At 30.2% G+C, this 16,099-nt stretch carries 11 protein-coding genes and 2 pseudogenes; 6 read left to right on the top strand and 7 right to left on the bottom strand.

Going from position 1 to position 16,099, the window contains the following annotated elements; all coding sequences use genetic code 11:
• Positions 1-22 precede the first annotated feature (22 nt).
• The 3 genes from JJC01_06025 to JJC01_06035 all read left to right on the top strand — a co-directional run bounded on the left by JJC01_06025 (position 23) and on the right by JJC01_06035 (position 5,287).
• Entirely contained in the window at positions 23-592 is a 570-nt protein-coding gene (locus JJC01_06025) for a phosphate propanoyltransferase (GenBank protein ID UDN59410.1), read from the top strand.
• 514 nt (positions 593-1,106) lie between these two features.
• Complete coding sequence (gene nifJ / locus JJC01_06030; protein UDN59411.1) at positions 1,107-4,646, top strand: pyruvate:ferredoxin (flavodoxin) oxidoreductase; 3,540 nt, start codon at positions 1,107-1,109, stop codon at positions 4,644-4,646.
• Between the two features lie 284 nt (positions 4,647-4,930).
• Positions 4,931-5,287 (top strand): hypothetical protein, encoded by a 357-nt coding sequence (locus tag JJC01_06035; protein ID UDN59412.1) that lies wholly within the window; start codon positions 4,931-4,933, stop codon positions 5,285-5,287.
• 239 nt (positions 5,288-5,526) lie between these two features.
• Here JJC01_06035 and JJC01_06040 read toward each other — a convergent pair whose 3' ends face one another.
• From JJC01_06040 to JJC01_06065, 6 genes are all read right to left on the bottom strand, one after another.
• The gene (locus JJC01_06040; GenBank protein UDN59413.1) at positions 5,527-6,477 is read right to left on the bottom strand and encodes a sporulation protein; all 951 of its coding nucleotides are present in this window, start codon (positions 6,475-6,477) and stop codon (positions 5,527-5,529) included.
• A gap of 409 nt (positions 6,478-6,886) precedes the next feature.
• Complete coding sequence (locus JJC01_06045; GenBank protein UDN59414.1) at positions 6,887-8,221, bottom strand: GntP family permease; 1,335 nt, start codon at positions 8,219-8,221, stop codon at positions 6,887-6,889.
• 63 nt (positions 8,222-8,284) lie between these two features.
• Positions 8,285-9,061 (bottom strand): 3-hydroxybutyrate dehydrogenase, encoded by a 777-nt coding sequence (locus tag JJC01_06050; GenBank protein UDN59415.1) that lies wholly within the window; start codon positions 9,059-9,061, stop codon positions 8,285-8,287.
• 97 nt (positions 9,062-9,158) lie between these two features.
• Positions 9,159-9,824 (bottom strand): 3-oxoacid CoA-transferase subunit B, encoded by a 666-nt coding sequence (locus JJC01_06055; GenBank protein ID UDN59416.1) that lies wholly within the window; start codon positions 9,822-9,824, stop codon positions 9,159-9,161.
• A complete protein-coding gene (locus JJC01_06060; protein ID UDN59417.1) occupies positions 9,824-10,480 on the bottom strand; it encodes a CoA transferase subunit A in 657 nt (218 codons plus the stop codon). Before JJC01_06060 ends, JJC01_06055 begins: the two co-directional genes overlap by 1 nt.
• An 8-nt stretch (positions 10,481-10,488) precedes the next feature.
• Entirely contained in the window at positions 10,489-11,667 is a 1,179-nt protein-coding gene (locus tag JJC01_06065) for an acetyl-CoA C-acetyltransferase (GenBank protein UDN59418.1), read from the bottom strand.
• A gap of 352 nt (positions 11,668-12,019) precedes the next feature.
• On the opposite strand from JJC01_06065, the gene JJC01_06070 reads away from it, so the two are divergent.
• Positions 12,020-12,922: a LysR family transcriptional regulator gene (locus JJC01_06070; protein UDN59419.1), complete on the top strand. Its 903-nt coding sequence runs from the start codon at positions 12,020-12,022 to the stop codon at positions 12,920-12,922.
• A 267-nt stretch (positions 12,923-13,189) separates the two neighbouring features.
• Here JJC01_06070 and JJC01_06075 read toward each other — a convergent pair.
• Positions 13,190-13,731, bottom strand: a pseudogene (locus JJC01_06075) (ABC transporter permease).
• Here JJC01_06075 and JJC01_06080 point away from each other — a divergent pair.
• Both JJC01_06080 and JJC01_06085 read left to right on the top strand, forming a co-directional pair.
• Positions 13,727-13,867, top strand: a pseudogene (locus JJC01_06080) (peptide ABC transporter substrate-binding protein). The pseudogenes JJC01_06075 and JJC01_06080 overlap by 5 nt on opposite strands.
• Positions 13,868-14,018: 151 nt before the next feature.
• Complete coding sequence (locus JJC01_06085) at positions 14,019-16,058, top strand: sodium:proton antiporter (GenBank protein ID UDN59420.1); 2,040 nt, start codon at positions 14,019-14,021, stop codon at positions 16,056-16,058.
• Positions 16,059-16,099: the final 41 nt, after the last annotated feature.

Genomic DNA, 16,099 nt, shown 5'->3' on the forward strand with positions numbered 1-16,099 from the left:
ATAATTAAAGGAGGGAATTTCAATGAAATTACCAATAGCATTATCTAATAAACATGTTCATTTGAGTCAAGCTGATATAGACGTATTATTTGGAGCAGGTCATGAATTAACTAAATTTAAACCATTATCTCAACCAGGACAATTTGCCTGTGAAGAAAAAGTTGATTTAGTCGGTCCAAAGGGGACTCTAAAAGGAGTTAGAGTTTTAGGACCAGCTAGACCTCAAACTCAAGTTGAGATTTCTTTAGCAGATGGATTCCCATTAGGAGTAAAAGCTCCAATAAAAGAATCTGGTGATATAGCTGGAACTCCTGGTGTTAAATTAGTAGGACCAGCTGGAGAAGTTGAAATGAAAGAAGGAGTTATAGTTGCTTCTAGACATATACATATGAGCAATGAAGATGCTGCTAAATTTGGTGTAACTGATAAACAAATAGTAAAAGTTAAAACATCTGGACCAAGAGCATTAGTATTTGAAAATGTATTAGTAAGAGCTAGTGATAGCTTTAATTTAGAAATGCATGTTGACATGGAAGAAGGAAATGCAGCAGGTGTTAAAAATGGAGATTTAGTAGAATTAATAGTTGATTAGTTTTATGTATGAAATTTATGCTAGTGAATATTTTATTTACTAGCATATTTTTTAATGTAATAAATTTCTATATTATAAATTTAATCTATCAGATTAATTTATAATATAAAGGGGTATTATGAAAATTATAATAAAAACTTACAAAAATATGATATAATATGGTAAAATTAGATATATAAAATTTATATATGATAAAGAAGGCTCTTTTACTCCTAATACCAATATATGCAAATAGATAAAAAAGTTTGAAAAATCTAACTTAATTTATTATATATTGTATACAAAATTATGAAAAAAACTTAACATATTTAATTTAAAAAAAAATCTACTTAAATATGTAATTAATTTACAATTTTCAAAGGAATTTTATCAAATCTGTAGTATTATATTAGAAGATAGAGTATTTGCGCGACTATGTGTGTTTATATTTTTGTTGTGTAAATTATATGTAAATATAAAAAAATAGACTTGTTATAAACAAGTACAATTGTAGCTATCAAGGAGGATACATATTATGGCTAAGTTTATGAAAACACTTGATGGGAATACAGCTGCAGCTCACGTTGCCTATGCATTTACAGATGTAGCAGCTATATACCCAATCACACCATCTTCAACTATGGCTGAAGTAGTTGATGAATGGGCGTCACAAGGAAGAAAAAATATATTTGGACAAAAAGTTAATGTTGTTGAAATGCAATCAGAAGCAGGAGCAGCAGGAGCATTCCACGGTTCTTTACAAGGTGGAGCTTTAACTTCTACTTTTACAGCATCTCAAGGTTTATTATTAATGATACCTAACATGTATAAAGTTGCAGGGGAGTTATTACCAGGAGTATTCCATGTAAGTGCTCGTGCTTTAGCATCTCAAGCTTTATCAATATTTGGGGATCATCAAGACGTTATGGCTGCTAGACAAACTGGATGTGTATTATTAGCTTCTGGTTCAGTTCAAGAAGTAGCTGATATAGCACCTGTTGCACATTTAGCTGCAATAGAAGGTAAATTACCATTTATACATTTCTTTGATGGATTCAGAACTTCACATGAAATCCAAAAAGTGGAATTATTAGAAAATGAAGATTATGCAAGTTTATTAAACTTTGAAGCAGTTCAAGCATTTAGAGATAATGCTTTATCTCCAAATCACCCAGTTACTCGTGGTACTGCTCAAAACCCAGATATATATTTCCAAACTAGAGAAGCTTCTAACAAATACTATCAAAATATAGTAGGTATAGTTGAAAAATACATGGAAAAAATGAGTGATTTAACAGGTAGAAAACATAGTTTATTTGATTACTATGGAGCAGAAGATGCTAAATCTATATTAATTGCTATGGGTTCTGTAACAGAAACAATAGAAGAAACTATAGATTACTTAAATGCTAAGGGAGAAAAATATGGTTTAGTTAAAGTTCATTTATATAGACCATTCTCAATGAAACATTTCTTAGATGCTGTGCCATCTACTGTTGAAAGAATATGTGTACTTGATAGAACTAAAGAGCCAGGTTCAACTGGTGAACCATTATACTTAGATGTACGTGATGTATTCTATGGAAAAGAAAATGCTCCTATGATAATAGGTGGAAGATACGGATTAGGTTCAAAAGATACTACTCCTTCAGATATAAAAACTGTTTTTGATAACTTAGTTTCAGAACAACCTAAGAATGGATTTACAGTAGGTATAGTTGATGATGTAACTAATACTTCTTTAGCTCCATCTGAATCAATTAAAATAGCTTCTAAAGGAACTATAAGATGTAAGTTCTGGGGATTAGGTTCTGACGGTACTGTTGGAGCTAACAAACAAGCTATAAAAATAATCGGTGACCACACTGAAAAATATGCTCAAGCTTACTTTGATTATGACTCTAAAAAATCTGGTGGTATAACTATGTCTCACTTAAGATTTGGTGATACTCCAATAAGAGCTACTTATTTAATAGATGAGGCTGACTATATTGCCTGTCATAAACAATCATATGTTTATCAATATGATTTATTAAAAGGTCTTAAAAAAGGTGGTACATTTGTACTTAACACTATATGGGACCAAGCAGGAATTGAAGAAAACTTACCAGCTCATATGAAACAATATATAGCTAAAAATGATATAAAATTCTATACAGTTAATGCTGTTAAACTAGGACAAGAAATAGGTCTTGGAAATAGAATAAACATGATAATGCAATCTGCATTCTTTAAATTAGCTGAAATAATACCAGAAGAAGATGCTGTTAAATACTTAAAAGATTCTATAGTTAAAGCTTATGGTAAAAAAGGTGAAAAGATAGTTAACATGAACTATGCTGCTGTTGATGCAGGAATAAATGCTTTAGTTAAAGTTGAAGTTCCAGCTTCTTGGGCAAATGCTGTTGATGCAGATAAAGAAGAAGTTAAAGAACCAGAATTTATAAGAAATATATTAAGACCAATGACTGCACAAGAAGGTAATAACTTACCAGTAAGTACATTCAATGGTATAGAAGATGGAACATTCCCTTGTGGTACTTCAGCTTATGAAAAACGTGGTATAGCTGTTGATGTTCCTGAGTGGGTAATGGATAACTGTATCCAATGTAACCAATGTTCTTTTATATGCCCTCATGCATGTATAAGACCAGTTTTAGTTACAGAAGAAGAATTAGCTAATGCTCCAAAAGGATTTGAAGCTAAAAAAGCATTAGGTAAAGGATTAGAAGGATTAAAATATAGAATCCAAGTTAGTCCACTAGATTGTACAGGATGTGGAAACTGTGCTGACATATGTCCAGCTAAAGAAAAAGCTTTAGTTATGAAACCAATAGATACTCAACTTGATACAGAGTTAGATAACTGGGCATTTGCAGTAAATCCTGAAGAGGTAGCTCCAAAAGTTGATGTTATGCCTGCAAACACTGTTAAAGGAAGTCAATTTAGACAACCATTAATGGAATTCTCAGGAGCATGTGCTGGATGTGGAGAAACTGCATACATCAAGTTAGTTACACAATTATATGGAGATAGAATGATGATATCTAATGCTACTGGATGTTCTTCTATATGGGGAGCTTCTGCACCTTCAACTCCTTATACTTGTAACCATGAAGGCAAAGGTCCATCTTGGGCAAACTCTTTATTTGAAGACAATGCTGAATACGGATTTGGTATGTACACAGCTGTTAAACAAATAAGAGGAAAAATAGTAGATGCTATGACAGAATTAGTTTCTATGGATATCTGTGAAGATGCTAAAGCAGTATTTACAGAATGGTTAGATTCTAGAAATGATGGAGAAGCATCTAAAGTAGCAAGTGCTAAAGTTGTTGAATTATTAGAAAAACCAGCTTGTGATTGCACAGATGAAAAAGCTAAAGAATTAGTAAAAGCTATAAGAGATAGAAAAGATTATCTAGTTAAGAGATCTCAATGGATACTAGGTGGAGACGGTTGGGCATATGACATCGGTTACGGTGGATTAGACCATGTTCTTGCATCTGGCGAAAATGTAAATGTACTTGTATTTGATACAGAAGTATATTCAAATACAGGAGGTCAAGCTTCTAAAGCTACTCCAGCTGCTGCTATGGCTAAATTTGCTGCAGCAGGTAAACAATCTAGAAAGAAAGACCTAGGTATGATGGCTATGACTTACGGAAACGTATATGTAGCTCAAGTTGCTATGGGTGCTGATAAAAACCAATTTATCAAAGCTGTTCTAGAAGCTGAAAAACATGATGGACCATCTTTAATAATAGCTTACGCTCCATGTATAAACCATGGATTAAAAGAAGGTATGGGAAGAACTGTAGCTAACGAAGCACAAGCTGTTGCTTGCGGATACTGGCATTTATACAGATTCAATCCAGAAGTAAAAGCTGAAGGTAAAAACCCATTCACTTTAGATTCTAAGGAACCAACTGCAAGCTTCAGAGATTTCATACTTGCACAAGTAAGATACTCTGCTATAGCTAAACAATTCCCAGAAGAAGCTGATGGATTATTTGCAAAAGCTGAAGCTGATGCTAAAGAAAGATACGAAGGATATAAAAAATTAGCTGAATAATAATTAAAATATTATAATGCTTATTTAAGATATGATTTGATAATAATTAGGGATACTATTAAAAAATAGTATCCCTTTTTTATTTATATCAAACTGTGAGAATTAAGATTTTGTTTCGGTATATTGTCTATGTTTTTTAGGAGTATTTTAGGAAGAAATATACCTGTTTTGTTGCGATAAATAATATAATTGTTTCCAAATTCATTTATCATGTCTTTTTCTTCTTTTTTTGCTAATCTATAATATACAATTACTAGTATAGACCACATAATTTTTCAAAACTGATGTTATTATTTCAAAGTTATATAACATCAACAGTTGAATCTTCAATTGATGAATATCTTCATCAACAATTTAATGCTTCAATCCATGAAAAATCTCTTGCAGAAATACTTACTTCACTTTCTACTATTGTTGCAGAACTATTTCAACAAGGAGTGGAAGAAGGCATATTTAAATGTGAATATACTTTAGAAGTATCAGAGATAATTTTATCTGTTTTTACTTTTTTACTTGACCCAGGTATTTTTTATTGGAATAAAGAGGAGAAAAAACGCAAATTAGAAGCATTAAGTTTGATTTTAGAAAGAAGTCTAATGGCACCAAAAGGAAGGTTTAATTTTTTTATAAGGGATTTTTAAATTATTTAATTATTAAATAATATTTATAATATAGGAATTTATATTTTATATTCAAATATAAGTATTCATTTTTGTGATTTAGCTTTGAATCTATCATTTTAAAAGAATCTATATTTAGTATAAAAAATATATTAAAGATAAAACACTATATAATAGTATAGATACAAAAGAGTATCCCATTTAAGATTTTTAAAAATCATCTTGAGATACTCTTTTTGTATATATAGAAAAAGAGTATTTTATCCTACAAAGATTTGTGTCCAGTAAATTGAACCACCACTTTTTTGTGCTACTCCAACACCTATTTTACTGTAATTTGGATTTAATATATTTTTTCTATGACCTTCAGAATTCATCCAAGCATTTACAACTTCTTTTGGTGTTTTTTGTCCCATTGCTATATTTTCACCAGCTGTTTTATAGCTTATCCCAAACTTTTTCAACATGTCAAATGGAGAACCATAAGTTGGAGAATTATGTGCAAAGTAGTTGTTGTCAATCATATCTTGAGATTTTTTTGTAGCGACATTTGATACATCAGCATCAAGAGTAAGTGGATTTAATCCAGCTTTAGATCTCTCTACATTTACTAAATCAACAACTTCTTTTTGGTAAGCTGAAAAATTTCCAGTTGTAGAGCCTGAATTGTTATTATCTTCAGGTTTATTAGATTCTGAGTTATTATTATCTTCAGGCTTATTATTAGAGTCTGAATTGTTGTTGTCCTCAGGTTTATTAGATTCTGAGTTATTATTGTCTTCAGGCTTATTATTAGAGTCTGAATTGTTGTTGTCCTCAGGTTTATTACTATCTTCAGGCTTATTAGTAGAACCTGAATTGTCATTATCTTCAGGCTTAGTAGAGTCTGAGTTATTATTATCCTCAGGTTTATTAGTAGAACCTGAGTTATTGTTGCCATTAGGCTTGTTAGTAATATTACAATTCTTGTCATTGTGATTTTTATCTTTACAAGAATTATCTTTGTCAGGTTTAAGTTCTGGTTTTACAGAACAATTTGGTTTTGCTGAAAACTTAAATTTAGCATTAGTATATACTAAATTTTTATTACTTATATTCATATTATTTTCAAGTGACGAAGCACTTGCAGTAACAGCACTGGAAGCTGTTGCTAAGGTTAACACTCCTAAAGCTAGTATAGTTTTTAATTTTGTTGGTATATTTTTTCTCATTATAAACACCTCTCAATCTAAAAATTCTAAAAATGTTACTAAATTGTAACCTTTAGTGTAGGGGGTACCCGTGCATTTATACTAACATAGAATCAAGTGTTTTTTTACTGTAAAGATATGTAAATAAAATATACCTGGAATAAATAGGTATATTTTATGATGTTTGATAATTTTCATCATTAATCTGCATAGTATGGAATAACTGCTTTAGAAGAAATAGTGTTTTTATAATAATTCTATGATGTAAAATTCTGGTTGTGGTAAATTTTTTTTATAGTTAGTGATATTTATTTAATATATACTTTGAAAATCAGTAAAAAAAGTATCTTTAATTAGATTCTTGAAAATAGAAAAGTCATCTATCATAAATAGATGACTTTTTATATAATAAATTGTAGTTTGATTTAGTTTAATACATTAGTAATCCTAATGTAATTACAATGATTTCTGCTATTAATGAACCAACTGCAACCACAATAAAAGTTTCTTTAAAACCAGTTTTATGTGTTAATTTAGATAAACTCAAGAATGTAAGAAACACACCGCTTTGAGGTACTATTGTTAATATATTTGAAGCAATTGTAGCAACACGATGGATTAACTCTGGGTTCATACCAGTACTTAGATAATAATCTGCAAAGTTCGGCATTACTATTCCCAAAGCCCCAGAAGAGGAGCCTGTTATTGCTGACATTGTTGAAGTTAAAACAGTAAGACTTATAAGTGGACTTCCTGGTATTGACATGATAAGTTTACTGAATATATCAAAGCCTGGTGCAGCCATTATTACAGCTCCAAATGCAACAGCAGAAGATGTTGCAAAAATAGGTCCTATAGAACCACTAGCACCAATACTCAATGTTTGTATTTTTGATGATAAAAATTTACGGAATAGAAAAGCAGATAAAACAATTGCAACTATTAAAGCTATGTAAATTACATTTTTTTTCATAAACTCTGAACCAAAAGTGCTTCCAGATATTGCTATGACTACAAGTGACAATAGAGGAAAAATACTTGCAAAAAATCCTGGTAACTCTCTATCTAAAGATTCTTCTTCTACATCTGAAGTGTAAGTTGCATAAGTTTCTCCTTTCCTAAGACTCTTGTTTAAAGTATATTTCATGTATACCAGACCAAATACAGCACAACCTATACTTCCTGCAATACTTGGTATAGCTGCTGCAGTAAGAGATGTGTTTAAGTACTGAATAGGAATAACATTTTGAATAGCTGGTGTACCAGGAATCATAGTCATAGTAATTGTTGCAATTCCAAGCCAAAGAGGTATCTGAATAAGATTCCAAGAAATATCAAGTTTTTTAAATAGAGTTCTTGCAAGTGGAATAACTGCAAACATAACTACAAATAAACTTATTCCACCATATGTTAATATAAAACTTACTATAAATATAGCCACTAAAACTCTATAAGGGTGATTAGAACCAAATTTATTTAGAATAAAATCAGCTATAGATACAGTAGCTCCACTTTCCTCCATAAACTTGGCAAGTATAGAACCTAACAAGAATATTGCAAAGTAACTCATTATATAGTTTCCAAGTGCTCCCATATAATTATTTTTGTCAGCACCCAGCATTGATGTCACAACATCCATTTTATTTAAGAGAACAACTATCAAAGTTGCTATTGGAGCAGCTATAGTTATATGAATTTCTTTAACTGAAAAATATATAATAGCTATAATACCAATAATTATACCAATTGGTGCGATAATACTCATAAATATCCCTCCTTAGTAGAAGGACCTGAAGAATAAATTCCTCAAGTCCTAAATATGTAATAATTATTGTGCAGTATATCCTCCATCTAGTAGGCAAGCTTGTCCTGTAATTCCTTTAGCCTTATCACTAGCTAAGAACATTGCATAATCAGCAATTTCTTGAACATCTAGTAGACGTTTTTGAGGTACAAGTGGATATAGAACTTCTTCTAATACATTTTCTAGTGGTACATTACGAGTTTTTGATAGGTCATTAAATTGACCTCTAACAAGTGGAGTATCTACATATCCAGGGCATATAGCATTAACTGTTATACCTGAGTCAGCAGCTTCAAGTGCAGCAACTTTTGTTAGACCTATAAGTCCATGTTTAGCTGAATTGTAAGCAGCTTTACCAGCAAATCCAATTACACCATTGATTGAAGCCATGTTTATTATACGACCAAATCCTTGTTTTTTCATTATAGGGAATACTTTTTTAGTAGCTATAAAAGGTGCTGTTAACATTATTTTTATCATAAATTCAAATTTATCAGTTGGGAAATCTTCTATCATAGCAACATGTTGAAGACCAGCATTATTTATTAGTATGTCCAATCTTCCATATTTTTCTATAGTTTTATCTATTGCATGGTTAATTTCTTCTTCTTTAGTTACATCACACTTTACATTTGCACAATCATAACCTTCTTTTTGTAATTCTGATGTAACTTTATCTAGCGCTTCTTGATTTATATCAGAGAATACTACCTTAGAACCATTCTTCAAGAATGATTCAGCTATTTGTTTACCTATTCCACTTGCAGCTCCTGTTACGAATACAACTTTGTCTTTAACCATTTTTATTTCCTCCAATTTAATTTTATTTTTATATTAATTTTTTGTATTAATATTTTACATCTTTTAAATTTATTTTCTGATGTAATTTTGATTAATTTTAAATAATCGATGCCTCTTTATTTAATGAATCTGATAATATTAAAGGTGCTTCAGTAGCAGAAAGAACTTCATCTAATGTGAAGATAGGATTTATTTCTATAAGTAGAAGTCCATCTGTAGTTACTTCTATAACTCCCATCTCAGTTACAATTAAATCTACAGCATTGGTTGCAGTAAGTGGGAGAGTACAGTTATTTAATATTTTTGCTGAACCTTTTGAAGTGTGTTCCATTGCTACAATGACTTTTTTTGCTCCAGTTACTAAATCCATAGCTCCACCCATCCCAGGAACCATTTTACCTGGAATCATATAATTTGCTATGTTACCATATTTGTCAACTTGGAGTGCTCCAAGAACAGTTATATCTACATGACCTCCTCTAATTATTCCAAAAGAAGTGGCACTATCGAAAAAACAACCTCCAGGAAGGATAGTAACTGGCTGACCACCAGCATTTACAATAGTTTCATCACTTGAATTTCCACTTTCAGCTGGTCCTAGACCTAGAAATCCATTTTCAGATTGTAAAATAACGTTTACCTCATCTGGAATATAATTGGCTACTTTGGTTGGTAAGCCTATACCAAGGTTTACAACAGCTCCATCCTTTAATTCCTTAGAGACTCTGTTTGCAATATATTCTTGTATTTCTAATTTATCCATTATAAATTACCTCCTTCAACGATGTAATTCACAAAAATACCTGGTGTAGTAACTTCATTTGGGTCGATATCACCTATTTCAACAATTTCGCCTGCTTCGACTATTGTAATATTAGCAGCTGAAGCCATTAAATTATTAAAGTTATTCATAGAACCTTTGTAAACTAAGTTACCTGCTTTATCTACCTTTGAAGCAAATAAAAGAGCAACATCAGCATGAATTGGTTTTTCAAGAAGATATTCTTTACTATCGACAACAATCTTTTGCTTTCCTTCTTCTATAAGAGTACCAATGCCAGTTGGTGTTAGTATTCCACCTAAGCCATAACCAGCTGCACGAATTTGTTCAGCAAGAGTTCCTTGAGGAACTAATTCAACACATGTTTCATTATCATTCATCTGTCTTCCTGTTTCTTTGTTTAATCCTATGTGAGAGGCAATTATCTTTTTGAACTGCTTATTAACAACCATCTTTCCAACACCCTTGTCAATAAAACCAGTATCATTACAAACTAATGTTAAATCTTTTATACCTTTATCACATAAATAATCAATTAAATTTTCTGGGGAACCATTGGCCATGAATCCACCAACCATTACTGTATCTCCATCTTTGATGTGAGATAGAGCCTCATCAATGCTAACTATTTTATTCATATTTCCTCCTATCGTGAAACTATCATTGCTATTCCTTGACCACCACCAATACAAAGTGTTGCAAGGCCAGTTTCTACTTTACGTTTTTGCATTTCATAAATAAGGGTTACAAGTACTCTAGCTCCACTTGCTCCTATTGGATGTCCTAGTGCTATTGCACCACCATTTACATTTAGTTTAGACGAATCTATTTGAAGTTCATTTTTAACTGCAAGTGCTTGTGCCGCAAATGCTTCATTCGCCTCTATCAAGTCTATATCGTTAATATTAAGACCTACTTTTTCTAGTGCTTTTTTAGTTGCAGGAATAGGACCAGTTCCCATTATTTCAGGTTCTACACCAGATGATGCATATGATTTTATTGTAGCAAGCGGCTTAAGCCCAAGTTCATCTGCTTTTTGTTGACTCATTAGTATCATCATTGCTGCACCATCATTGATTCCTGATGCATTTCCAGCTGTTACAGTACCATCTTTTTTAAAGGCAGGTTTAAGCTTGGATAGTATTTCAGATGTCATGCCTAATTTTGGATATTCGTCTGTATCAATAGTTTTAATTTCTCTATGATTTATTGCAGCTTCTACTGGAACAATTTCGTCTTTAAAACGATTGTTTTTTATAGCTTCTTCAGCTTTATTTTGGCTTTCTAGTGCTATTTTATCTTGCATTTCCCTTGTAATTCTAAATTTATCAGCAACATTTTCGGCAGTAATTCCCATATGATATTGATTGAAAGCATCTATAAGACCATCTGTTAGCATACTATCTACCATAGTAACATTGCCCATTTTACTACCAAAACGAGCAGTAGGAATAATGTAAGGTGATTGACTCATATTTTCAGTACCACCTGCAATTACTACATCATTTTCACCAGCTATAATTGATTGAGCTGCTAGTTGAATACTTTTAAGTCCTGAACCACATAATTTATTTACTGTGTAACTTGGTACAGAACTCGGTATACCTGAGTTTATGGCAATTTGCCTAGCAACATTTTGTCCAAGACCTGCTTGTAGAACATTTCCAATTATCACTTCATCTATCTCAGATAAATCAAGTTTTATACGTGATATAGCTTCCTTAACAGCTACAACTCCAAGTTGAACAGCAGAAGTATTTTTAAATACGCCACCAAAGTTTCCTATAGGTGTTCTTACTGCTGATACAATTACTACATCTTTCATGTTTAATAGTTCCTCCTTGAATGATTATTTGAAATTTTCTGAATAAAAAACTTTGAAGAACACTATAATAAATTACTTATAATACAAGCTTGTTTTTAAGTAGTTTAATTATTTTTATTCCTAATGCCTTAGGTTTTCCTCTTTCTAACTATAGATTACGGCTAAAAATGTGTTTTGTCTAAGTCTAATTTTTTATACAACATATAAGGAAAATTTATAGGATAAAAATTTAGAATATATATATAGGAATATTTTGTTAAAATATTAATGAAATTATTTCGCTTTTCTTATAAAATGTTCTTATAAGAAAAAATATTAATATCAACTATACTTGTAAGAAAGGTGGTTTGAAATGGATATAAAACAGTTAAAATATTTTGTTGAAATAGTGAAATCTGGTTTTAATTTATCAATTGCATCAAAAACTCTTCACATATCTCAACCAGCCTTAAGTCAAATTATAAAAACCTTTGAAGAAAATGAAAATGTATATTTATTTGAGAGATATAAAGGCAGGTTAAATGGCTTAACTCCAGCAGGAGAAAGATTTTATGTAAATGCAGAAAATATTATAAATGAATATAAAAATATGATGGAGGATTTGCGAGAAGATTCTGTTCAGTTTAAAGGGAAAGTTAGAATAGGAATACCACCACTTATACTTGGAATAGCTTTTTCTGATGTAGTTGCACAATTAGTTGCAAACAATCCAGACATAGAATTTGATATAGTAGAGAAGGGGGCATATGATTTAAGTAGAATGCTTATTTTGCAGGAATTAGATTATGCAGTTCTTTTACATCCACATAAAATTGATAGGAGTGTAGTAACAGAACATGTACTTCAAGAAGACGAACTTACAGCATTTTTAAATATAAATCATCATCTCGCAAAGAAAAATAAAATAGATTGGAATGATTTAAATGAAGAACTGCTTGCAATATTTAATCCTACATTTATGATACATCATAAATTAATGCAAAAATTTACTGATGAAAAAGTTAAACTTAAGAGGTATATTATGTCTGGTTCTTGGGATTTCTTGTTGTTGTCAACTACAAACTCTGACTTTATAACTATTTTACCATCACCAGTACACGATTTTTTTGAAAATAGTCAAATTATAGAAAAACCATTTAATGACCCTATCACATGGAAGGTTGTGTTATGTAGACCTAAAAAAGAGCGTTATAGTCATGTAGATGAACATGTATTTAAATTTATTATAGATTTCTTTAGTAAAAAGAATCTATGATTTGTTATTTTAATAACAAATCATAGATAAAATAATTAAGTTCAATTACAATAAACTATTAGTTTTTCAACTACATATTAATTAAGGGAAAATAAATTTTATATAATATATAAATAATTTAGAAGGTTATTAAAGTTACTTAATATATAACTTCATTAAATTCTATAACATATAAAATTTTTATTTTGAAATATATAAAAAGCAGTGAGTGTATTTATACACTCACTGTAAAATATTTTGTATTTTTATTTTAAAGTATTGATATTATCAAGTGTTATTAGAGAACTTTTTACTTATTATAGTTAAACTCATAACTGTTAAGAAGATAAGTAAGCCAGGAAATACAGCTAAATATAACTTATCAAAAATATGTCTTTGAGCATCTTGAAGCATGTTACCCCATGATGCAAGAGGTAACTGTATACCAAGTCCTAAAAAACTAAGTGCAGATTCAGTTAAGATAGCATTTGCAATATTTAATGAACCAGCAACTGTGATAGTTTCTTTATAGAAGCCTTAGGAGCTAGATAAGTATTTAATACAATTAAAACTAAAAAACTTGGAATACTCATAAGCATGTCTACTAATCTCATCAAGAACTGGTCTAGTTTCCCACCAATATAGCCACTAATAACACCTACAGCAGTACCAAATACTATAGAAATAAGCATTGATAAGATACCAACACTAAGTGAAATTCGTCCACCATAAAGTGTTCTAGCAAAGTAATCTCTTCCTAGTTCATCTGTACCAAAAATATGTTTTAACCTAGGTTCTTGAAGTTTAGTAGTAGTATCATAGAGAGATATTCCATCTCCAACAAACCCACCATCTGGATGTAAGTTCCATACAAGATGTCCTTATTGTAAGGAAATATGTAAAATAGAAGTGCCAGCTTTAAAGGAAATCTCAAAAAATCATATGGTTGCATGTCACTTAGTATAGAGGTTTTCAAAACTAAATTTGGCGTATATAATAAGAATAATAGATTAAAGTAAATATTTTATAATTACATGTAAAGTGTAATACTATCAATATTAAGATAGTTAATATATAAGTCTAATCTATAAATTATATATTGAAAAGAGATGTAGATATGTCAATTTTAGTAACTTTATTAGGTTTGTTGGTCTGTACAATAATTTCAACTATACTTAGTAAAAAATGGAGCAATATTCCTCTTGCAATTTATCAAATTGTATTAGGTGTTTTATTGTCTATTTTACCATTTAAATTTTCCTTTTCGTTTAGTCCAGATATATTCGTAATATGTGTCATAGCTCCACTATTATTTAGTGAAGGTCAAAATGTATCAAGAAGAGAATTATTAGAACTTAGAAGACCAATTTTACTTCTTGCATTTGGACTGGTTTTAACAACAGTATTTGCAGGTGGGATTTTTATACATTTTCTTATTCCTGAAATGCCACTATCAGTTTCATTCGCTTTGGCAGCAGTAATATCTCCAACTGATTTAGTAGCAGTAAAATCAATTACACAAGGTTTAGATTTTCCTAAAAATATGATGAATATACTTGAAGGAGAATCGCTATTAAATGATGCTGCAGGGGTAGTGGCATTTAAAGTTGCAGTACTTGCTACCGTTACAGGCTTTTTTTCAATAAAAGAAGCAAGTATTCAATTTTTGATTACTGCATTTGGAGGAATAATAGTAGGAAGTATTTTAGGATATATAATCATAAAAATAAGACTTAATTTGCACAAGTGGAATTTAGAAGAAATACCAATGGTAATAGTAATACAGATAATGACTCCACTTTTTGTGTATTTTGTGTCAGAAGAGCTAGGAGTATCCGGAATTTTAGCAGTTGTAATGGCAGGTATAGCCCATGGAATCGAAAAAGAACATTTACAAAATACAACAACTAAATTGAGAATAATATCAGATAATACATGGTATGTTTTGGAGTATGTACTGAATGGGTTTGTCTTTACATTACTTGGTTTTTTGTTGCCAGGTATATATCAAGGAATTATCACTAACAACGAAGATATAGCATTAAATTTAACTTTTATTGCTATTTTAATTGTAGTTATATTATTTATTATAAGATTTATATGGGTGTATTTATGGCACAGTTCTTTTATAAAAATCAAGAAAAATCCTTTAAATAATTTCTTTACAGGTTTTTTAGGATTTAAGAATGAAGAATTTGAAAAAGATGATACTTCTAGATGGAAATATTCATTAATAGTTGCTACTTGTGGTGTTCATGGTACATTTACACTTGCAACTGCTCTATCTATACCATTTTACCTAGACAATAAAGATATGTTTCCAATGAGAGATATTGTTTTGTTTATATCATCAGAAGTCATACTTATAAGTTTATTACTCGCAACAGTTTTATTGCCAGTACTATTAAAAAAGAATGTACAAAAGTCAGAAGACTTATTGTCTGATAGAGAGGCATATAAATTAATTTTAAAAGAAGCTATTTTAAAACTTAGCAATGAAAAAGCGCAAGAGGTACAGCCAGTAATACATGATTTAAATGAGCAGCTAGTAGATTTAGAAAAGGGTATATTAAATATTCCAGATAACAAAATTATAAATATGATGATTGCAGAGGCAGATAATCAAGGCTTAATAGCTGTTCATAAATTATTGAATGATGGAAAAATTTCTGGTAGAGCATTTGAGTTATATAGATTTTATATTACAAAATCGAGAAAATCTGTCCAAAAATCAATATTTAAGATTGTAAAATTAAAAATAAGTATGTGGATTATAGATAGAAAGGTAAAAACAGAAGTAAAAGAAAAGATTACAAAAATAATATCTGAAAATAAGGAACTAATTAAAGAGTTTCACCATGCATATGCACTTTCTACAAAGACAGCTATATCATTTATAAATAAAAATATTAATGAAGATAATAGGCATGAATCATTAATAGTAATTAGATTTTATAATCGTTATCTAAATTGGCTAACTAGAAAAATTCATAATGATGAGAAATTTGAAGCAAAAGTAGTATACTATAGATTAATGGCAATACAAAGTGAAAGAGATAGTATTCAACAACTAGTTGAAACCAAACAAATATCAAGAGACGTAGCTAAAGAACTATTGGAAAATATTCTCTATGATGAAATGATGATGATAGAATGAAAAAAATAAACTGTATAGGATTTAAATTTTATTGGTACTAA

The organism is Clostridioides sp. ES-S-0010-02 (assembly GCA_020641055.1).
Classification (GTDB): Bacteria; Bacillota; Clostridia; order Peptostreptococcales; family Peptostreptococcaceae; genus Clostridioides.